The following is a 21,013-nucleotide window of genomic DNA, read 5'->3' as shown; positions in this document are numbered from 1 at the left end:
TTCCCCCGATCATCCGCCAGGATGACTCATCACTCCTTTTACGATAAGATACTGAGCCACAATATAAGTGGACATAATCCAAAATGTGGATAGCGGGATATCAATCACAAATTTATCCAGGGCAATGAGGCTATCAGAAAGCACAAAGAGGGCAGCTCCGATGAGTGCCAGCTCATAACTTTCATCAGATGTCTTACCCTGACGAAACCGTGCCATGCTCACCATCCCAAGTATGCAGGCGGCATAGGCTATTATAGGCCAGACCAGATTGCCTGTATTCGGTAGCACAAAGTAGAATAGGATAACGCCGTAAAGCAGAATCGGGCCCAGTTGTCTGACATTGACCCTGGGTTTGCTATAAGCCGATTTGTACATCACAATGGTGTAAAGAATCTGTGCCACAAGAAACATCCCTAACCCACCCAGGAAATAGACTTCTTCATCTGGGAATAACAGGAGGATATCACCTGCCCATGAAAAAGTGAGCCCAACCGCCAAAAGCAATCTGGGTAAGGTGACCATGCCCTGTGCCATTACAAAAACCAGATAGATAAGTGTAGGCACCAGCAAAATCTTTGACGTTTGGTTAAGTTGGGGTGAGTCTATCAGCTGCGCCGTGATGTTAAGCGCCCCAATGACCATATAAGCTCCAATAACTATTCTCTCTTTCATTTTCTGTTAAAAAACTGGAGGTAAAAGAAGGCAATTAAAGAGAAAAATCCCGCGGCTCCAAATATGATCGGAAAACGCTCATTTATCCCCTGATAGGCAGTGCCGGATATCAGCGCACCCATGCCGATCCCTATTTCAAGAAAGATAAACAACGTGGCGACTCCTTTTCCCCTGGTCGCTTCCGGGCTCAGATCAATGGTCCATGCGAAAAGTGTGGGCGAGTTCAGGCCATAACCAATCCCAAAGATGAATGCACCGGCAAAAAATTGAAATTGTGTAGTGGAGAAGCCGAGTACAATCATGCTCGTGAAGATCAGTAGCGTGCTTACCTTCAGGACCACTTTCCTCCCAAAACGATCCGACAATTGACCGCCAATGATCCTTACCAAAAGAGAGGAGCTGGTAAACACCACAAAAAACAGCCCCCTGTTTTTGATGCCCAGAAAATCACTAAAGTCTGGCGCCAGAGTGACCACTGTGCCAAAGGCCAGTGTGGTTAGTATCATCACGGTGGAGGGGATGAATACGGAAGGTTCGAAAATGTCCGAACGTGAAATTTTCAGCATTTTAGGATGAAAGGCCTTGTTGGTATTCAGCGTCTCTTTCATGCCTATAAGAATGGCCACTGAAGCAAAAGCAAACACAGAACTGAGGTAGAAAAGGCCATCAATTCCATACTGCAGGAAAAACCATGAGCCTATGGCCGGCCCAGAGGCCATCCCCACAGAACCAAAAAAGCTGGAAATACCCAGCGCCTCTCCACGCTTGTCCGCAGGGACTATGTCGGCAATATAAGCTGAGGTGCCCGTAGGCTTAAATCCGGTAGAAAATCCGTGAAACAATCTGATCAGCAAAAAACCTGAGACCGTGGCTACAACCGGATACAACAGTGCTGCCAGGCCACTGACCGTGGCACCCACTACCATCACTGGTATTCTCCCCCACTGATCTGTAAGTTTACCACTGAAAGGTCTCGAGATACCCGCTGTGAGAGTGAATAGAGCAATGATAAGGCCAATGTATTCTTTCCCTCCCATACCGGTGAGATATGCCGGAAGTTCCGGGATAATCATGGTAAAGGAGGAAAAGAATAAATAGGAGCTAAAAGACAGGAGCCAAAAGTTCTTAGAGTACTTTTTGAACATTCCTAGTCTTGCTGATGGAGTAAAAAAGTTTTGATAAAGTCATTAATATCACCATCCAGTACATTTTGCACATCGGTGCGTTCATGCCCTGTTCGTGCGTCTTTGATCAGCTTGTAAGGATGGAGTACGTAATTTCGGATTTGAGATCCAAAATCAATCTTCATCTTCCCGGCTTCCACTTTGTCACGTTCAGCATTGCGCTTTTCTATCTCCATCTGGTACAGCTGGGATTTCAGCATTTTCATGGCACCTTCCCTGTTGGCCAACTGTGAGCGTTCTACCTGACAGACCACCACAATACCCGTTGGTTTGTGGGTCAGCTGCACCTTGGTTTCCACCTTGTTCACATTCTGTCCACCCGCACCACCGGAGCGTGAGGTATGCATTTCTATGTCGTTGGGGTGGATGTCTATCTCTATGGAATCATCCACCACAGGATACACATATACCGAGGCAAAAGAGGTGTGACGTCTTCCACCACTGTCAAATGGTGAAATCCTTACCAACCTGTGCACGCCGTTTTCTGATTTCAGAAAACCGTAGGCCAGTGGGCCGTCAAACTCGAGGGTCACGGATTTTACCCCTGCCACATCGCCAGCCTGAAATTCCACTTCGCGCACTTTGTAGCCATTTGCTTCTCCCCACATGATGTACATTCTCATGAGTATCCCAGCCCAGTCATTACTTTCAGTTCCGCCCGCACCCGGGTTGATCTGAAGCATGGCTGAGAGTTGGTCCTCTTCACCAGAAAGCATCTTTTTGAATTCAAGCTCCTCCACATCGACGAGCGCTTTTTCATAGGCAGCATTCACTTCTGCCTCGGTGCCCTCGCCTTCATTTAGAAACTCCTGTAGGGTTTCAGCTTCCTCCACTGAGGCTGCTACTTCTTCGAATTGGTCAGTCCAGGTTTTTTTGGCCCGGATCGCTTTCATGGTGATCTCCGCATTTTGCGGGTCATTCCAAAAATCCGGCTGAGCGGTGACCAACTCTTCTTCTTCTATTTCTTTTTTCTTGGCATCATAGTCAAAGATACCTCCTCAAGGCCGAGATACGGGCCTTCAAGTCTTTCAACTGATCTGTAGTCATGTTGTGAGATTTAGTGTTGTCGAATATTCGAGTGCGAAGTTATACAGATTTGAAATTGAAGGACAGAAATGCCTGTATTAAAAAGATGGGATTTCTACCAGGTGGTACTCTGCATACTGTGCACCGCTCTCATGATGTCCTTTTGAGAAATCTGACCCATGAGTTTGCCCATATTCACTACCGGAAACCTCCTGATTCGCTTATCCAGGAACATTTTAGCGGCATCGAAAATATTCGTTTCCGGAGTGATGCTAATAACTCCTGTGGTCATGTGCTCTGCCACCTTTCCGCTGAGGTTGGGCATGTTGTTGTACTTTCCACGCACCACTTCTTTCATGCAGTCTCCTTCAGAGATGATACCTACCAGTTCCCCATGTTCATTCACCACCGGACCACCTGATATTTTGTTTTTCAGGAGGGTTTCGATGACTTCATCCATGTGCTGGTCGGGACGAAAAGTGATGAGTTTTGTGGACATATAATCGGCCACACTTACTTTTTGTGTTTTGGGGAGGGGCTTAGCTTGTTGTACGCCCCTGTAACTTTTTACCATATCATTTGAGTTTGGGTAGTCAAATAAGTTACACAAAAAGAGCCTGATTTCCTAATAATTGACCCAAAGTGAAGCCAGAAGCAGGGCGAGGTATAATTTAGGAAAGCGGTATAAACAAAGAAAGCAGTTTGTGTCAAACTGCTTTCATGTTTTTTAGATTTTGTAAATCCAGTTGTGTGGATCCGCTATTTCTCCGGTTTTGATTTTGGTGAGCGTGTCCAAAAAGTCCGCGGAGTACTTCCATCCCTCTATCGGTGGTAAGTGGTAATCCACTCCCTCGTGATGTATGAGCTTGATTTGAGCAACGGTGGCCGCAGTCCCCGCACCAAATGCTTCCTGCATGCTGCCATTCTCAATGGAGTCAATCACTTCACGGACTCTCACGGGTCGTTCTTCCACTTTCATTCCTTGGTCTTTGGCCAGCTGAATGATGCTGTCTCTGGTGATGCCGTTGAGTATGGTGTCGCCAGCCGGAGCGGTTACCAGGGTATCATTGATAACAAACATCAGGTTCATAGTGCCACTTTCTTCTACAAATTCATGTGTTTTGGCATCTGTCCAGATGAGCTGATTGAAGCCTTCTTTCTGGGCATCCACGGCGGGCTTCAGGGCTGCAGCGTAGTTGCCACCGGTTTTGGCAAATCCGGTACCGCCTTGGGCAGCGCGGGTGTAGTTGGTTTCTATTTTTACTTTTACAGGCTCCGCATAGTAGGCGCCTACAGGGCCGGTGATGATCAGAAACTGGTAAGAGTTGGAAGGTCGGATGCCGATATAAGGATCCATCGCCAACTGCAAAGGTCTAATGTAAAGAGAGGTTCCCGGAGCGGATGGTACCCAGCTGCTGTCAAGTCTGAGTAACTCAGTGAGCCCGCTCATGAAAAGCTCCTCTGGTACCGGGGGCATGCACATCCTTTCTGCACTTACCTGTAGCCTCCGGGCATTGGCATCTGGCCGGAAGACCAGAATTTCTCCGTCAGCAGATCTGTTGGCCTTCAACCCTTCAAAAATAGTGGAAGCATAGTGCAGGGTAGTGTTGGCAGGAGAAATGCTCAGGTTGCCGTAAGGGACAATTCTCAGGTCTTGCCATTGTCCATTGCTGTAGTCGGCGAGGAACATGTGGTCTGAATAAACTGATCCAAACTGAGGCTTTTCCAGGTCTGCCTCGTGGATTTTCGAATGGTTGGTTTTCGTGATGTTGATGTCGATTGTCTCAGTCATACCTCAAATAATTAGATATATGTTTTTAATCATTACCTGGACTCCAGGGAGTTTCCGGTGCATTCAGGAGTTGAGCCATTTTTCGAGACATCACAAAAAAGTAGTCCGAAAGCCTGTTCATGAATTTGATTAGTTCACTCTCCACGGGTTCGTCATGGGAGAGTGCAATAATACTTCTTTCAGCCCTGCGGCAGACTGTCCTGCATACGTGGCACAAAGATACAACCTGATGACCTCCCGGCAGAATAAAATTTTTTAATTCTGGAAGTTCACCGCTTGCTTTGTCTATCCAAACCTCCAATTGTTTGATTTCAACCTCTGTGACCCTGGGTAATTCAAACCCGGTGAAGCCCGGCGCGGTAGCCAGAATGGATCCTATGGTGAAGAGGTTCTCCTGTATCCAATAGAATTGATTCCCAATGCGAGCCTCCACTTCAGGGTGATCTTTAAGTAATCCGATAAAGGAATTGAGCTCATCCACATTTCCGTAAGCGTCAATTCTAAGGTCAGCTTTCGAAACCTTCTTGCCGCCGAGAAGAGAGGTCTGGCCCTTGTCTCCGGTTTTGGTATATAACTTGGTACTCATAGGGTTTATTTATACAGCTGCTACAGTAGATCGCACGTTTTCGTTGACCTCATCGGACTCTATCAGTCCGTCACGAAGCCTGATAATCCTGTGCGCGTATTCGGCTATGTCCTCTTCGTGTGTTACCATAATGATTGTGTTGCCTTTTTGATGCAGGTCGGCAAAGAGGTCCATGATGGAATAAGAAGTTTTGGAATCCAGGTTTCCGGTTGGCTCATCTGCCAATATGATACTTGGGTCATTCACAAGTGCCCTGGCGATGGCTACACGTTGCCTCTGCCCACCTGAGAGTTCATTGGGTTTGTGCTGCGCACGATCGGCCAGGCCCACACCATCCAGCGCAGCCATGGCTTTTTCTTCACGGTCTTCTTTTCCATAACCCGCGTAGATCAGCGGTAGGGCCACATTTTCCAGAGAAGAAGCTCTTGGCAAAAGGTTGAAAGTTTGGAAGACAAACCCGATCTCTTTGTTTCGGATTTCAGCCAATTCATTTTCGGTGAGGTCACTAACGTCCTGATTATTGAGGATATAAGTTCCATCGGATGGAGTGTCAAGGCAGCCGATGATATTCATGAGAGTGGACTTTCCTGATCCGGAAGGACCCATAAAGGCCACGTACTCTCCCCGTTCTATTTGGATGGAGATGGATTTGAGTGCGTGGATGGTTTCGCTACCCATCACGTAGCTCTTCTTGATATCTTTAGTGTCGATTATGAGGCTCATAGACTTAAAACTAATAAGTAAAGTTGTTATGTAAGGTACCGACTAACAAACGGTAGATTCTATAGTTTTGGTTTACAAATTAACTTCTATTATGCGAGTGGTGCTAATCCTTTTTGCCTGGTTGCTTCAGAATCCATTTCAGGGATGGGATACTTTGTCCCGGTTAGAGCTGATTAGTGGCTTTGATGATTTTCTGGGAGAAGAAACGGAGGTTCCTGTTTTTTCTCAGGAACTGAAAGCTTTCGAAGGTGAGGTTGTGACCATTGAAGGGTATGTGATTCCCCTTCAAACAGATCAGGAGGGTGATTTTTTTGTACTTTCCCGCTTTCCTTATAACAACTGTTTTTTTTGTGGAAATGCCGGACCGGAGACGGTCGCCGAGGTTTACACAAAGGGCAAGGTGGCTATGGAGGATTCCAGAGTGCGGGTCACCGGCCGCCTGGAGCTCAATGCTGATGACCCGCTACACTTATTCTTTATTTTATCAGAGGCCAGGGTTACCCTTCTTGATTGATCAATTCTCACTCGGTGCTTGGGTTTGGTCTTATTGCTGAAAAATCTTCCGATTAAAGGTCTCATCATGCCGTCATGTCCCTGGTACAATGATGATATTGATTATTAAAAATATTCAAATTATACCCCAATTAGGTGTAAGAATTCTCAGAACAGAATAGGATTTATGGAAATCTAATGAGATTATTGTAACAAACCAGACCCAACCTATGGAGAATCCCTACCTAGATTCATCGATCGAGAGAGGTGTATTTGATAAAAAATATCCATCGCACTCAGAGGCCATGGTGGATGACGAGATGGTGTGGGAAAAGTTTAAGAAGGGGGATAAGGCGGCTCTCACCTTTATTTATAGAAACTATGCTAACCCGCTCTATAATTATGGATGCCAGCTTACTTCAAAGGAAATTGTAAAAGATGCCATTCATGATCTTTTTATAGAAATCATCAACAATAAGGAGCGGCTGGGTAACACCAACTCCATCAAATACTATCTCTTCAAATCTCTGCGGAATAAGCTGGTGAAAGTCCTTACTAAAATGGCAAAGGAGCATTCCGGAGACCTGAATGACACCTATCCATTCGAAATATCCATCTCCCCGGAGCTGGTGCTGATCAATCAGCAGATGGATGAGGACAAGCGGCGCATGATCGCGGCTAAACTGAATGAACTACCACCACTTCAAAAAGAAGCCCTGCTACTGTTTTACTATGAAGGCTTAAAGTACGACCAGATTGCCAGCTTACTTGGCATGAAAGTGAAGTCTGCCAGGGCCCTGGTCTATCGGGGAATAGATTCCATGAGCAAACTACTCATCCCCGTTCGCAAGAACCTCTTGTGACCTCCCTTTCTATTGAGAAAATATCAATAATTCGAATATTATTTGTTATTGCAGCTAATCCATGTAATAATATTTTGATAAAAATGCATTTATTTCAATATGCTATGGTCATTCGCTTCATAAAAGTCTTTTACCTATAGTATTGATCAAAAAGCGTTGATGGATTTTAAAGAGTTTGAGGTAAGGGACTTTCTCCAAAATGAGTTTTTCGTGGACTGGGTAATACACCAGCACCCGGAAGCGGATCATTTCTGGAGTAATTGGTTAAAGCGACATCCTGAGAAAGTGAGTGACGTAGAGATGGCTCGTGAATTGGTCAAATCGATTCACTATAAGGAGGAACATGCCATGAAGTCGGATGAATACTCTATACTGATGGAACGCATCCTGCAGCACAAAGCGCCCCATGGGGTTATCAGAACGGCCAGTGATTTTGTTTTGAGGCATTCATACCGGGTGGCAGCTTCGCTTCTGTTCTTAGTGGGGTTCTCATTAATTTTTTACCTGAATTACCCGGACGCCACTTCTACAAGTGAGCCCTCCTTGGTTTGGAAAGTGGCCGCTACGGAGTATGGTCAAAAAAAGGCTGTGCAATTACCGGATGGTACCAGAGTAATGCTGAATTCGGGCAGTACAATCAAATATCCTGAAGGGTTCGGGCCCAACCTGAGGTTAATCAAATTTGAGGGAGAGGGATTCTTTGATGTAGCCCATAATCCGGAAAAACCTTTTGTGATAGAATCCGGAGCCTTCACCACCCGTGTGTTGGGAACCTCATTTAACCTGAAGCATTTCGAGGAAGAGCGCGAAGCAAGCGTGTCTGTCCTGACCGGTAAGGTGGAGGTACAGACCGAAAGTGGGATATCCTCTATTTTACTTCCAAACGAAATGGGGATTTATGATAAGGAAAGCGATGATCTGAGGCGCCAGCAGTTTGACCAGAGAAAGCTAATGGCCTGGACACATGGTACTTTACTATTTGAAAATGAGGATTTGCCTACCATTTTTGAGAGGCTGGAGAAATGGTACGGTGTGACTTTTGAAGTGAAAGAAGGTACCAGACTAGCTGGTAAATACAGTGGAGAATACAAACAAAAATCACTCGAATTGATCCTCGAGGGATTGAGCTATACATCGAATTTTAACTATGAAATGAACCATAAAACCATCTTAATCTATGAGAGAAAAAAAGTAACACACAACTAACCAATCTTACAAAACCTAAAAAAACAAACCCTTGCCTGACACAAGTTGGGGAACTCAGTGGGCAAGGGCGGTTTTTAGCAGTCAATTTTTACTTAACTAAAAACAGTTAAAAATATGAAAAACAATTTACTAAGGGAAATTCTAACCATGTCTAAGCTCCTTTTTCAAGTACTTTTTCTCCAGGTGATCTTTGCTACGTTTTTGTATGCAGAGGAAACCAGCGCTCAGAACAAGAGCGTGTACGAAATCAAAGTATCTATTCATGCAAAGGATGTGTCAGTCATTGAGGTGTTCAAGCAACTGGAAGAAAAGACCGATTTCCTGTTTACCTACAACGATGAGAATATTGATGCCAATAAAGTCACTCTAAACAGACGCAATAAAAGCGTTGGAGAGATACTGGAAGACCTGTCGGGTCTTACGGACTTACGCTTCAAGCGGATCAATGATAATATCCATGTGAACCGTAGCCAGGCCAGGAATGTGAGTGTGGAGGAAAACTACCTCACAAGACAGGAATTTACGGTTTCCGGGACAGTTACCGACGAAGATGGCGCGGAACTTCCAGGTGTAACGGTACTCATCAAGGGTACGGCCACCGGTACTGTAACTGATCTTAACGGCGAGTATAAACTAGCCGTTTCAGATGCTGATGCCCTGGTTTTTTCTTCTGTGGGGTTTTTGACTCAGGAAGTTGCCATCAACGGACGAACCACCATTGATGTTGCTATGAACTATGATGTTCAGTCGCTGGCCGAAGTGGTGGTGACGGGATACACCTCACAGCGCAAGGCGGACATCACCGGGGCAGTAACCGTGGTGGATGCAGAAGCGCTCAATGCCATCAAAGCGCCAAGTTTTTCTCAAAAACTGGCTGGTAGAGCTACAGGAGTGACAGTCTCCAATTCGGGTTCTCCGGGAGGAGGCACCAACATACGTATCAGGGGGATCAGCTCATTTGGGAGTAGTGATCCGTTGATTATTGTAGACGGAGTGCAGATTCAGGGTGACAAGGCCATGAATGGTCTGAACCCCAATGACATTGAGAGTATGCAAATACTGAAAGATGCTTCTGCTTCCTCTATCTATGGATCAAGAGCGAATGCCGGAGTAATCATCATCACCACCAAGCAAGGGAAGCCAGGGAAAATCAAAGTGACCTATGATGGATACGCCGGAGTGCAAAATCCCGTGGGTGGATACAATGACATTCTTATCAAAGACCCGGTGGATTATGCACGGATACAAATTGCCAAGAATCCTGCCTTGACCAACTATTACGGAGGTGATCCTAATAATCCAGTAATTCCGGATTATTTTTTCCCTGTGGCTACCAGCGATAATGGTACTCCGGATAATGCCGATGATGACTTCCTGATTCCAGCCAATCCGAATGAAGCTTCTTATTCCTTTCCGGATAATCTCATCATGAGATCCAATAAAGATGGAACAGATTGGTGGGATGCTGTTTTTGATCCTGCCTTGATCACTGAGCATCATTTTGGCATCTCCGGAGGTTCGGAGAACGCAACTTTTAGTTCATCAGTAGGCTACCTCAAGCAAGATGGTACCATGATCAATACCGGATTTGAAAGGCTTTCAGCCAGATTAAATAGCCGGGTCAACGCTGGTAAATTCACTTTTGGCGAGTCGCTTTCAGTTGCCCATTCTTCGACTGTGGACCAGCAAGGAGGAAACCAAAACGAGCAGAATACGGTCACTCAGACCCTTTTGATGAATACCATTGTGCCGGTTTATGATATTGCAGGAAACTATGCAGGAGGTAAGACCAACGGATTTTCTAATGGTAAAAACCCCGTGGCATTTGCTGAAAATAACAGGCACGATGTAGGCACCGATTTCAGGGTGTTGACCAATATTTTTGGAGAGTATGAATTGATCGAAGGACTGAAGTTCAGATCCAGCTTTAGTGTCGATTTCAGACAGAATTTCCAGCCCAGCGCTAATTTTCCCAGGTATGAAGATCGTGAGGTCAACAGTAGCAACAGCTATCAGGAGACACATCAAAGCTATCTGAACTGGGTATGGACGAACACTTTGGAGTATAGCAAGAAGTTTGGTGATGATCATTCCCTGAAACTTTTGGCTGGCCAGGAGGGTGTCAAAAATCAATTCAAGCAAATCAATGGACAGGTGAATGACCTTGCTTTTATCGATCCTAATGTAAGATTTCTGAATCTCAGTTATTCCACTTTCAGCTCTATTGGTAGCCAGGAGCGAGTGGTGGCTCTTGCTTCTGTATTTGGTCAGGTTGATTACTCCTACAAAGACAAATATTTGATCAGTGGAGTAGTGAGGAGAGATGGAACTTCCGAGTTTATAGGAGACAACAGGTATGGAGTGTTCCCGGCCGTGAGTGTTGGCTGGAGGGTTTCCGAGGAGTCTTTTATGAATAGTATTTCCTTCATTGATGACCTGAAAATCAGAGGTGGATGGGGTATCACCGGTAACCAGAACATTCCTGTGGCCTACAATGCCTATAACAGGTATGGAGGAAGAAGTCCTAGTGACGCTGGCTATGATCTTGGTGGAACCGGTGGCTCTATGACCCCTGGATTTACCTTATACCGATATGGAAACCCTAATACCAAATGGGAAGAAAATGAGTCGATGAATGTTGGGCTGGATGCCTCACTCATTGATGGGAAAGTATCAGTGGTTTTTGATGTCTATCAGAGAGATATCAATGACCTGATTTTTGATCCAACGAACCCTGGTTCGGCAGGTAACTCTCAGGCATCATTCAGAAATGTGGCTTCTATGAGAAATACCGGATGGGATCTGGGTCTCGGTTACCGAGAGAGATTTTCCGGAGACCTGGGATTCAATGCTTTCTTGAATCTATCACACTATAAAAACGAAATCATCAAGTTGGATGGAGAGGCCAGCGCGATATTCCCTGCTGGTATCGACAAGCGATTTGGCGAGGTAAATATCTGGCAGGTGGGCTCTCCTATTTCCAGCTTCTATGGATACACCAATGACGGATTTTTCCAGGATGCGGCCGATGTAGCAGCCCTGGATCAGGCAGGTGCAGCCATTGGCAGATTCAGAAGAAAAGACCTGAATAATGACGGAGTAATCAACGGTGATGATCAGGGGGTCATTGGAAACCCACATCCCGATATTACGATGGGATTAAATCTTGGTCTTGACTTTAAAGGGTTTGATTTCTCTGTGATGCTTTTTGCCTCTATTGGAAATGATATCTACAACTACAACAAGCTGTTTACCCATTTTGGTCAGTTTAATTCTAACATGAGCAAGGATGTGTTGACAGATACCTGGACGGAGAATAACAGAAATGCCTCACTTCCAAAGCTTGATGGAGGAGACACCTTTGCGAGTCAGTCAAGTGACTTCTACGTGGAGGATGGTTCATATCTGCGAGCGCAGAACATTACGCTGGGGTATACCATCCCTACAGCAAATATCTCCAGCATCTCTAGCTTGAGAGTTTATGTACAGGCTCAAAATGCGTTTACCATTACAGGTTATAGTGGCATAGACCCTGCATTATCCAATGCCAACATTGGTACGGCAGTAGATGGAAGATTGCAGAATGACGGATGGACAGGTTACGACCTGGGTAACTATCCTGCATCCAAAATCTTCATGATTGGTGTAAATGCTGCTTTTTAATCATTAGATGATAAATAATAAAGAGATGAAAAAATCAATTATAAAAAGTATTCTTTTCCTGACCATCACCAGTTTTCTGGGAGCTTGCAGCGAATCATTTTTGGAAGAAGAGCCCAAGGGTTTTCTCGGGGAATCTAACCTCCAGAATGAAGAGGGCATCAACGCTGCTCTGGTAGGTGCTTATGCGCTTTTGGACGGCATGAACATTGACGGAGCCAATACCTGGTCCGCTAATCCTCAAAACTGGATTTTGGGCAGCGTACCGTCTGATGATGCTTACAAGGGCTCCGAGCAAACGGACTTTGCCGAAATGACTCAGCTGGAGATTTATCAGTGGTCAGCGGGTAACTCTGTAATGAATGACAAGTGGGTGAGCTCGTATGAAGGAGTGGTGAGAGCCAATTCAACCATTAGCTTACTGAGTGGCGCGGACCTGCCGGATGCGGTAAGAGACAACCTGGAAGGGCAGGCGCGTTTTTTGAGAGCCTACTACCACTTTGAATTGTACAAAGTCTGGGGAAATGTGCCGTATTTCACGGAAGCGGATGAGGATTTTGTGAAGTCCAATGAAGGTGTTGATCCTTTGGGAGATGCCATTGCTGATATGACAGCAGCTGTAAATCTGCTGCCCGCTACTCAGGATGATGCCGGCCGTGCTACCAAAGACGCTGCAAGCGCCATGTTGGGTAAATTCTACATGTATAAATATGGAGAATCAGGCAGCACGGCAGATGCCTCCAGTGCCAAAACTTATCTGGATCCCGTAGTGGCCGCTCGTTCGCTGACCCCATGTTTAAAGGATATGTTCCACACTTCTACTGAAAACAATGAAGCCATGATTTTCAGTGTGCAGTCCTCTATCAATGATGGTGGTAACTCCCGAAATGCTAACTGGTTGAATCAATTGGCCTATCCGGCAGGTTCGAGTTTTGGGTGTTGTGGCTTTCACCAGCCATCACAGGATTTGGTGAATGCGTACAAGGTAGATGTCAATGGATTACCGATGTTTGACAACTACAATGATGCCGAACTGGATCCTGCTACTGATGCTGTCGATCCCCGGATAGATTTCACCATAGGTAGAGACAATGTACCTTATTGGGACTGGGACATTCATGATGCCTCATGGATCCGAGACCGGGCCTTTTCGGGTCCCTATAGCCCTAAGAAGTTCTCACATTACAAAGCTGATCCGGTATCTACAGGAGGATGGAACAACAATGCTTACAATGGCATCAACTTCTCCATTATCAGGCTGGCGGACGCCATGTTGCTGTTGGCAGAAGCGGAGGTGATATTGGGCAATCTGGCGGCGGCTGAGGACCTGGTGAATGAAATTCGGGAGCGAGCTGGAAACTGTGCCCAGGGGCCGTTTGTAGACGGTGGAGGAAGTGCGGTGATCACCGATGATATTGATAATCCTGATATCGACTGGGCCAATTATGAAGTGCAGCCGTACCCTGCGGGTACTTTTGCAACGAATGGTCCTGAATTTGCGATGAATGCCGTGAGGTGGGAGCGTCGACTTGAATTGGCCCTTGAAGGTCATCGTTTCTTTGACCTGAGAAGGTGGGGTATTGCTGCTGAGGTGCTGAATAAATACACTGAATATGCAGCACAAACCAGAAGCTATTATGCGGATGCTGCTACCTATGAAGCGAGACACAGATGGTATCCTATTCCTACCATTCAGATCAATGCGAATACCCGAAACGGTGAGCAGATTTTGAAACAAAATACTGGCTGGTAATCAGAGCCACTACTGTATGTTATTAAACAAAAGGCAGATCTCAATCATCTGCCTTTTGTTTTACACTTTTCTGTCATAAAGGATGAATGAGTTGGAATACCGACTTAAATTAAGTTAAATGACCTGCACAAAATTTTTTACCTCCTCCCTGATTGTATTGTCACTTTTGATGATCGCCTGTGGGCCAATTTCTTCAAATCAGGAACTTCTCTTCATGGAGATGTCGATGGATCAGACGGGCATTGCTTTTATCAACGAGGTTCGCGATCAGGAAGACTTCAATATTTTCAATTACCGAAACTTCTACAATGGAGGCGGTGTGGCTATTGGTGATCTGAATAACGACGGGTGGTCGGATGTTTATTTTACTGCGAATATGGCGGCAAACAAACTCTATCTCAACAAGGGTAACTGGTCTTTTGAAGACATTACGGAGAAGTCAGGTACTGCAGGTACCAGGAGTTGGAGTACCGGCGTAACCATGGCCGATGTAAACGGGGATGGTTGGCTGGATATTTATGTGTGCAACTCCGGAGATCTGGAAGGGTCTAATAAAACCAACGAATTATTTATCAATCAAGGAGATTTGACTTTTGTAGAGTCAGCCGCTGCATTTGGCCTTGATGATCATGGATATTCTACTCACGCCTCATTTTTTGATTTTGACGGGGATGGAGACCTTGATTGCTACTTGCTGAACAACAGCTTCAAATCAATAGATCGGGTGGAGCTGTTCACCCAGCGCAGAGAGCTTCGTGACACCCTTGGCGGGGATAAATTGCTAAGAAATGGCAATGGTGTTTTCACGGATATCAGTGCGGAAGCCGGAATTTATGGAGGAGCTGTAGGGTTTGGTCTCGGAGTGTCCGTCAGTGATCTGAATGGCGACATGCGACCCGACCTCTACATTGCCAATGATTTTTGGGAAAGAGATTATCTCTACTTTAATCGGGGAGATGGCACTTTTTCAGAGGAGATCGTTTCGCGCACAGATGTGGTGTCTGGCTCCAGTATGGGAGCGGACGTGGCAGACCTAAATAATGATGGTTTCCCGGAAATATTCACCACGGAAATGCTTCCTCCTGATAATCAACGACTAAAAACCATGACCAGATTTGATGAGACCAACGTGAAGGAGCTCAAGGTGAAGGCGGATTATCACATTCAGGTGTTGCAAAATTGCCTCCATTTCAATGATGGAAAAGGGAACTTTCAGGAGTTGGCGGCTTTGGCGAATACAGAGGCGAGTGACTGGAGCTGGGGCGCCTTGATCTTCGATATGGACAATGACGGATGGAAAGATATATTCGTTAGCAATGGCATCCTTAGGGACATCACCTCTATGGATTTTGCCAGCTTTGCGTCAGATAGAGATAATATTAAAGAGATTATTCAGAAGGAAGGAAAACTTGACGTGAATGACCTCCTGGCTTACCTCCCTTCAACCAGTATTTCGAATTACGCCTACATCAATCAGGGTAATCGGACATTTATCAATCGGGCTGACTCACTTGGTTTGGGCATCCCGTCTTTCAGTAATGGGTCGGCCTATGGTGACCTGGATAATGATGGGGACCTGGACCTGGTGGTGAATAACATCAATGCACCGGCCTCTGTTTATCGGAATAATACGGACACACTTTTTGGTAATGCCTATTTGAAAGTAAGGTTTCAGGGTCCTGGGAAAAACCCTTTTGGCATTGGTGCCAGAGTGACAGCCTACTCTGGTGATAAGCAACAAGTATTAGAAAACTTCACCTCCAGAGGGTTCCAAAGCGCTGTGGAGCCGGTAGTGAATTTTGGTCTTGGAACTTTGAAAACCCTCGATTCATTGGTGGTTGTTTGGCCCGACATGAAAAAGCAAACGATGCGAAACGTTGCGGTGAATAAGGTGCTCACTATCAGCCATGCGGAAGCCAGTCAGCTCTTTCGTGAGACTACTCAGGATGCAGAGCCTCTTTACAGAGAAGTAGCATCAGCCACCCTGATAGGTAATTACCGACACACAGAGAATGATTTTAACGATTTTAACCATGAGCGACTGTTGCCCCGAAAGTTATCTACCCAGGGTCCCAGGGTGATTGAGGGAGATGTCAATGGGGATGGAAAAGATGACTTTATTCTGCTGGGCGCATTCGGTGATCCGGATAAGGTCTTTTTACAAGAATCCAACGGACTATTCAGGGAGAAATCCCAGAAATCCTTGCTGAGGGATTCCATTTTTGAGAGTACTTGCGGGGTACTATTTGATTTGGATAAGGACGGAGACCTGGACCTCCTGATAGGCTCCGGAGGAAATGAGTTTAACCGTGGGCTTGATGCGCATGTGCTGAGGTATTATGACAACAATGGCCGGGGTGAATTCAACCGGTCCGTAGAAAGGGCGCCACAGGCTATTGGTAATTTTTCATGTATTCTCGCTGAAGATTTTGATCAGGATGGAGACATCGATCTTTTTATAGGTGGGCGAGTGATTCCGGGCAACTATGGCCTGATTCCTAAAAGTTTTTTGTTTAGAAATGATAATGGTCTTTGGACCAATGTGGAGCCTCAGAGTTTGGCTGGAGCAGGGATGGTCACTGATGCAGTGTGGAGTGATTTCAATGGAGATAACCTCAAGGACCTGATTGTAGTGGGAGAGTGGCTGCAGGTATCCGTTTACCTCAATAATGGACAAGGGCTGGAGGAGGTCTATGCCATACCCGGTACCGGTGGATGGTGGAACCGCATAGAAGTAGCAGATCTGGATTGCGATGGCAAGGATGACTATGTGTTGGGCAACTGGGGTTTAAACACCAAGTTTCAGGCCAGTGAGGCCAGGCCTTTGACCATGTATGTAAATGATTTTGATGGAAATGGGAAATCCGAGTTTATCCTGAACTGGTATCCTCAAGCTGAAGTCACGTCTTATCCCTTTGCCTCCAAAATGGACCTGACAGGTCAAATACCCGGTGTTAAGAAAAAGGCCGTGACCTACGAGCAGTATGCCGTAAGCACCTATGAAAGCTTGTTTGACGAAAAGCAACGAGCGCAGGCGATGGCGTATTCTGCTTCTTTTTTGGAAAGTGCCGTACTATGGAGCAATGGCGGTGATTATCAAATGGAACCACTTCCCCTCGAAGCGCAGGTAGCTCCCATTTATGCCATTGTGGCTGATGATCTCGATAGCGATGGCATTATGGATCTGCTGTTGCTTGGAAATTTTCACGGCCTAAAGCCAGAAGTGGGCTATCAATCAGCCAATAAGGGAGTATTTCTCAAAGGCGAGGGCAACAGAGCTTTTACTTACATGCCCAATGCCCAAAGTGGCATCACGGTCACTGGTGAAGTTCGCGATGCAGTACAGCTGGATATTGCCGGACAAAAGGCCATATTGGTAGCCAGAAATGACGAGGAGGCATTGCTTTTTTCGGAGGCAAGAAGCGAAGTGAAAAAGTAAGTACAGTGACATCAAAAGTGATATCCTGACCCACTGCATCAAAATATAATGAGCTCAAGAATATGAGGAGAATCAACCTAAAAACCTTTAATACCTACCTTTTGGTAGCTTTTAGCCTTTCAGTTCTTATTGCTTGCAAAGAGGAGTCTGCCTTCAAGTCTTTGCCAATGGACCTTACGCATGTCAACTTCAATAATGAAATAATTGAGAATGACAGCTTTAATATCCTGGACTTTGAATACGTCTACAACGGTGGGGGTGTCGCGTTGGCTGATTTTAATAATGATGGCCTTTCTGATGTGTTTTTCACCGGGAACATGGTGCCGAATAGGCTATATCTCAACCAGGGAGGAATGACTTTTAGGGACATTACCGTCAAAGCGGGTGTGGGTGCTCTGGATAAATGGAGTTCCGGGGTAGCGGTGGTAGATGTCAATGCTGACGGCTGGATGGATATTTATGTTTGTGCTACCGTGTACTCAGCCCCTCAGAAAAGGAAGAATATGCTGTTTATCAACCAGGGGCTTCAGGGTGGGCTTCCGGTTTTTGAAGACCAGGCGGCAGCTTATGGATTGGATGATGACAGTCATACCACTGTTGCGGCTTTCTTCGACTATGACAAAGATGGCGATCTGGACGTGTACCTTGCCATCAATAAGATGGACCCTGTCATGACCCCCAATGTGTACAAGAAAAGTCACACTGAGGCGCTTGACAGGGTGGACAAACTTTTTAGAAATGACTGGGATGACAGCCTGAGCCATCCGGTGTTTACAGAAGTGTCTAAGGAAGCAGGAATCATTTATGAGGGCTATAGCCTGGGCGTTAATGTCTCCGACATTAACGGCGATGGCTGGAGTGATATCTATGTAACCAACGACTACCTCACGCAGGATCTGATTTATATCAACAATCAGGATGGCACTTTTACTAACCGATCCAAAGACTTCCTGGCTCATACCAGTTATTCGGCTATGGGTAATGATGTGGTAGACATCAACAATGATGGATACCCGGATATAGTTGCTGTGGATATGCTTCCGGAGGATAATTTCCGGAAGAAGACCATGATGATGAACAACAACTACACAGGATATATCAACAATGAAAAATATGACTACCAATATCAATGTGTCAGAAATACTTTGCAGCTCAATCAGGGCTTTAGCCCTGTGACCGGCGAACCTACTTTTGGTGATATGGCCCTTCTCGCGGGGGTGTCATCTACAGATTGGAGTTGGGCACCGATGGTGGCAGACTTTGATAATGACGGGTTGAGGGATTTGATCATCACCAATGGTTTCCCCAAAGACATCACCGATCGGGATTTTTCAGATTATAATGTGGAAGTGGGCCGCTACGCCAAAAAGTCCATGCTTCTGGCCAAAATACCCTCCGTGAAGATTCGGAATTATGCCTATCGCAATGTGAATGGCGTTCAGTTTGAAGATGTCACAACGGCCTGGGGGATCAATGAGCCGTCCTTTTCCAATGGTGCAGCTTATGGAGATTTGGACAATGACGGTGACCTGGACTATGTGGTTAATAACATCAATGACCCGGCTTCCATTTTTGAGAATTTGAGTAATCAAAAAAAGGAAAACCCCAATAACTGGATTCGTATTCGATTGGTAGGGAAGGGTCGGAATCCGGGAGGAATAGGTGCTCAGCTGAAAATTTACCATGGCGGGAATACCCTTTATTGGGACCACAGTCCGTACCGTGGATACCTCTCTAGCAATGATCCTACACTGGTTTTTGGCCTTGGGCAGTCTGCCAGAGTGGATTCTGTAGTGGTGTACTGGCCCACGGGAGAGGTGGAGGTGCGCTCTGCCGTACCTGTGAATGAGCACATTACCTTGAGCATTGAGAATGCCAAGAAGAGGCAGCCAGTGTCGGGAGCAAAATCAGTTCAATATTTTGAAGCCTTATCAGAGGAAGTTGTGGCTGGATATATTCATGAAGAGGATGAGTTCATTGACTTCAATGTGCAGCCACTCTTGCCACACAAACTCTCTCAGTATGGGCCGGGCATGGCCGTGGGTGACGTGAACGGAGACGGACTTGATGATGTATACATAAGTGGTTCTCGTTTCAAAAAAGGAACTTTTATGATTCAGCAGCCGGAAGGATCGTTTGCCAGGGAAGACCTGCTCCCACAGATAGATGAAAAAACCAAAGGCGAAGAATTGGGTGCTCTATTATTTGATGCGGATGGGGATGGCGATCTGGACCTCTACCTGGTGCATGGCAGCTATGAGCTTGCACCCGAGGATTCCAGCTATCAGGATCGCTTTTATGAAAACCAGGCTGGACAATTTGTTTTGAATAAAGAGGCGCTGCCACCATTTTTGGCGAGTGGGTCATGTGTGCGGGCCGCCGATTATGATCAGGACGGGGATTTGGATTTATTCGTTGGTGGCAGACAAGTGCCACTGCATTACCCTCTGCCTGCGAGTAGTTATTTTCTCCGGAATGAATCAGGTAAAGGGCAGGTAGAATTCATCATTGACGAGGAGGCATCGGGCTTGCTGGAAGATTTTGGTATGGTGACAGATGCGCTATGGACTGATTTTAATAATGATGGGAGTACTGATCTGATTCTTGCCGGTGAATGGATGGCCATTAATTTTTTGCAAAACACAAACGGAACCTTCCGGAATGTGACCGCTACTTCTGGTGTAGACGAGAATGTGGGCTGGTGGAATAGCCTCAGTGCAGGTGATTTTGATGGGGACGGAGACGTGGACTACCTGGCTGGCAACCTTGGACTCAACACCATCAATAGGGCCTCGACTGAAACACCTATTGGTATTTACGCCTCTGATTTTGATCGCAACGAAGGGCTGGATGCTGTACCAACGGTCTTTCTGCCTGATGAACAAAGGAGGCTCAAAGAGTTTCCTTTTTTCGGACGTGGAGATATGATCAAGCAAATGACCAAAATAAAGGCGGATTTCAGGATGCATGCAGATTTTGCCAGGGCTGGGATTACGGACATCTTCTCTGCGGAGCAGTTGTCAGGTGCTACGGCTTACCATGCCAACTACATGGAGTCTGCGTATATTGAAAACCTGGGCGGTGGCCGCTTTGCGATGACTCCACTGCCGCTGGAGTGCCAGGTGGCGCCTGTTTATGGCATGATCTCCGGCGATTTCAATAGCGATGGAAACCTGGACGTGCTGATGGTAGGCAACGACTATGGTAATGAGGTATTGCAGGGCCGGTATGATGCTTTCAAAGGACTGCTGATGCTGGGTGCCGGAGACGGCACTTTTCTGCCTGTAGGCATGGAGCAAAGTGGGGTGTATGTGCCGGAAGATGCCAAAAGTTTGACGTATGTCACCGGCAGTGAAGGAGGCATGACAATATTTGCTGCGCAGAACATGGGTCCTTTAAAAGCCTTTTCGGTCAACACCGGTGACCAACGGGTTATTTCTTTGGAACCTGCTGATGCCAGGGTAGAATACCTCGATGCTTCCGGTCGCATGCGCGTACAGGAGGTGTACTATGGGCACACCTACCTGTCTCAGGGATCCAGAAAAGTATTGATACCCGCTGATGCCAGTCAGGTGAGCATTACCACCTTTTCCGGCGATCAGCGTGGCTTGTAGCGT

Annotated in this window: 14 protein-coding genes; 7 read left to right on the top strand and 7 right to left on the bottom strand. The window is 46.1% G+C overall.

All coding sequences use genetic code 11. From position 1 onward, the window contains the following. Positions 1 to 9: 9 nt before the first annotated feature. The 7 genes from RIH33_RS13985 to RIH33_RS13955 form a co-directional block, all read right to left on the bottom strand. The gene (locus RIH33_RS13985) at positions 10 to 672 is read right to left on the bottom strand and encodes a lysoplasmalogenase (RefSeq protein WP_406650936.1); all 663 of its coding nucleotides are present in this window, start codon (positions 670 to 672) and stop codon (positions 10 to 12) included. Next, a complete protein-coding gene (locus RIH33_RS13980) occupies positions 669 to 1,817 on the bottom strand; it encodes an MFS transporter (RefSeq protein ID WP_406650935.1) in 1,149 nt (382 codons plus the stop codon). Before RIH33_RS13980 ends, RIH33_RS13985 begins: the two co-directional genes overlap by 4 nt. 2 nt (positions 1,818 to 1,819) lie before the next feature. Continuing rightward, positions 1,820 to 2,903, bottom strand: a protein-coding gene (gene prfB / locus RIH33_RS13975; RefSeq protein WP_406650934.1) for a peptide chain release factor 2 whose coding sequence is annotated in 2 segments (ribosomal slippage) — positions 1,820 to 2,842 and positions 2,844 to 2,903 — 1,083 coding nt in all. Because the reading frame shifts where the segments join, the coding sequence is not laid out codon by codon here. 94 nt (positions 2,904 to 2,997) lie between these two features. Continuing rightward, positions 2,998 to 3,456: a CBS domain-containing protein gene (locus RIH33_RS13970; RefSeq protein ID WP_406650933.1), complete on the bottom strand. Its 459-nt coding sequence runs from the start codon at positions 3,454 to 3,456 to the stop codon at positions 2,998 to 3,000. Between the two features lie 153 nt (positions 3,457 to 3,609). Then, entirely contained in the window at positions 3,610 to 4,674 is a 1,065-nt protein-coding gene (locus RIH33_RS13965; RefSeq protein ID WP_406650932.1) for a branched-chain amino acid aminotransferase, read from the bottom strand. A gap of 25 nt (positions 4,675 to 4,699) precedes the next feature. Continuing rightward, a complete protein-coding gene (locus RIH33_RS13960) occupies positions 4,700 to 5,260 on the bottom strand; it encodes a cob(I)yrinic acid a,c-diamide adenosyltransferase (protein ID WP_406650931.1) in 561 nt (186 codons plus the stop codon). Between the two features lie 9 nt (positions 5,261 to 5,269). Further along, on the bottom strand, positions 5,270 to 5,983 hold the full coding sequence (locus tag RIH33_RS13955) for an ABC transporter ATP-binding protein (RefSeq protein ID WP_406650930.1): 714 nt from the start codon (positions 5,981 to 5,983) through the stop codon (positions 5,270 to 5,272). Positions 5,984 to 6,074: 91 nt separating this feature from the next. Here RIH33_RS13955 and RIH33_RS13950 point away from each other — a divergent pair, with 91 nt between their 5' ends. From RIH33_RS13950 to RIH33_RS13920, 7 genes are all read left to right on the top strand, one after another. Beyond that, positions 6,075 to 6,497, top strand: a complete 423-nt coding sequence (locus RIH33_RS13950) for a hypothetical protein (protein WP_406650929.1) — start codon at positions 6,075 to 6,077, stop codon at positions 6,495 to 6,497. Positions 6,498 to 6,705: 208 nt separating this feature from the next. Then, positions 6,706 to 7,338 (top strand): RNA polymerase sigma factor, encoded by a 633-nt coding sequence (locus tag RIH33_RS13945; RefSeq protein WP_406650928.1) that lies wholly within the window; start codon positions 6,706 to 6,708, stop codon positions 7,336 to 7,338. A 159-nt stretch (positions 7,339 to 7,497) separates the two neighbouring features. Then, complete coding sequence (locus RIH33_RS13940; protein WP_406650927.1) at positions 7,498 to 8,544, top strand: FecR family protein; 1,047 nt, start codon at positions 7,498 to 7,500, stop codon at positions 8,542 to 8,544. Between the two features lie 114 nt (positions 8,545 to 8,658). Further along, positions 8,659 to 12,207: a SusC/RagA family TonB-linked outer membrane protein gene (locus RIH33_RS13935; RefSeq protein ID WP_406650926.1), complete on the top strand. Its 3,549-nt coding sequence runs from the start codon at positions 8,659 to 8,661 to the stop codon at positions 12,205 to 12,207. A gap of 25 nt (positions 12,208 to 12,232) precedes the next feature. Next, the gene (locus tag RIH33_RS13930; RefSeq protein ID WP_406650925.1) at positions 12,233 to 13,957 is read left to right on the top strand and encodes a RagB/SusD family nutrient uptake outer membrane protein; all 1,725 of its coding nucleotides are present in this window, start codon (positions 12,233 to 12,235) and stop codon (positions 13,955 to 13,957) included. A gap of 118 nt (positions 13,958 to 14,075) precedes the next feature. Beyond that, entirely contained in the window at positions 14,076 to 17,396 is a 3,321-nt protein-coding gene (locus RIH33_RS13925; RefSeq protein WP_406650924.1) for a VCBS repeat-containing protein, read from the top strand. Between the two features lie 62 nt (positions 17,397 to 17,458). Next, entirely contained in the window at positions 17,459 to 21,010 is a 3,552-nt protein-coding gene (locus RIH33_RS13920) for a VCBS repeat-containing protein (RefSeq protein ID WP_406650923.1), read from the top strand. Positions 21,011 to 21,013 lie beyond the last annotated feature (3 nt).

It is taken from the genome of Marinoscillum sp., assembly GCF_040222955.1.
In the GTDB taxonomy this organism is placed as follows: domain Bacteria; phylum Bacteroidota; class Bacteroidia; order Cytophagales; family Cyclobacteriaceae; genus Marinoscillum.
This window is presented reverse-complemented; position numbering and strand designations above follow the sequence as displayed.

Bases quoted from the DNA above. Each gene is read 5' to 3' on its own strand.
- RIH33_RS13965 (WP_406650932.1), bottom strand. From the start codon at position 4,674: ATGACTGAGACAATCGACATCAACATCACGAAAACCAACCATTCGAAA.
- RIH33_RS13945 (WP_406650928.1), top strand. From the start codon at position 6,706: ATGGAGAATCCCTACCTAGATTCATCGATCGAGAGAGGTGTATTTGAT.
- RIH33_RS13950 (WP_406650929.1), top strand. From the start codon at position 6,075: ATGCGAGTGGTGCTAATCCTTTTTGCCTGGTTGCTTCAGAATCCATTT.
- RIH33_RS13970 (WP_406650933.1), bottom strand. From the start codon at position 3,456: ATGGTAAAAAGTTACAGGGGCGTACAACAAGCTAAGCCCCTCCCCAAA.
- RIH33_RS13930 (WP_406650925.1), top strand. From the start codon at position 12,233: ATGAAAAAATCAATTATAAAAAGTATTCTTTTCCTGACCATCACCAGT.
- RIH33_RS13960 (WP_406650931.1), bottom strand. From the start codon at position 5,260: ATGAGTACCAAGTTATATACCAAAACCGGAGACAAGGGCCAGACCTCT.
- RIH33_RS13955 (WP_406650930.1), bottom strand. From the start codon at position 5,983: ATGAGCCTCATAATCGACACTAAAGATATCAAGAAGAGCTACGTGATG.
- RIH33_RS13920 (WP_406650923.1), top strand. From the start codon at position 17,459: ATGAGGAGAATCAACCTAAAAACCTTTAATACCTACCTTTTGGTAGCT.
- RIH33_RS13935 (WP_406650926.1), top strand. From the start codon at position 8,659: ATGAAAAACAATTTACTAAGGGAAATTCTAACCATGTCTAAGCTCCTT.
- RIH33_RS13980 (WP_406650935.1), bottom strand. From the start codon at position 1,817: ATGTTCAAAAAGTACTCTAAGAACTTTTGGCTCCTGTCTTTTAGCTCC.
- RIH33_RS13925 (WP_406650924.1), top strand. From the start codon at position 14,076: ATGACCTGCACAAAATTTTTTACCTCCTCCCTGATTGTATTGTCACTT.
- RIH33_RS13940 (WP_406650927.1), top strand. From the start codon at position 7,498: ATGGATTTTAAAGAGTTTGAGGTAAGGGACTTTCTCCAAAATGAGTTT.
- RIH33_RS13985 (WP_406650936.1), bottom strand. From the start codon at position 672: ATGAAAGAGAGAATAGTTATTGGAGCTTATATGGTCATTGGGGCGCTT.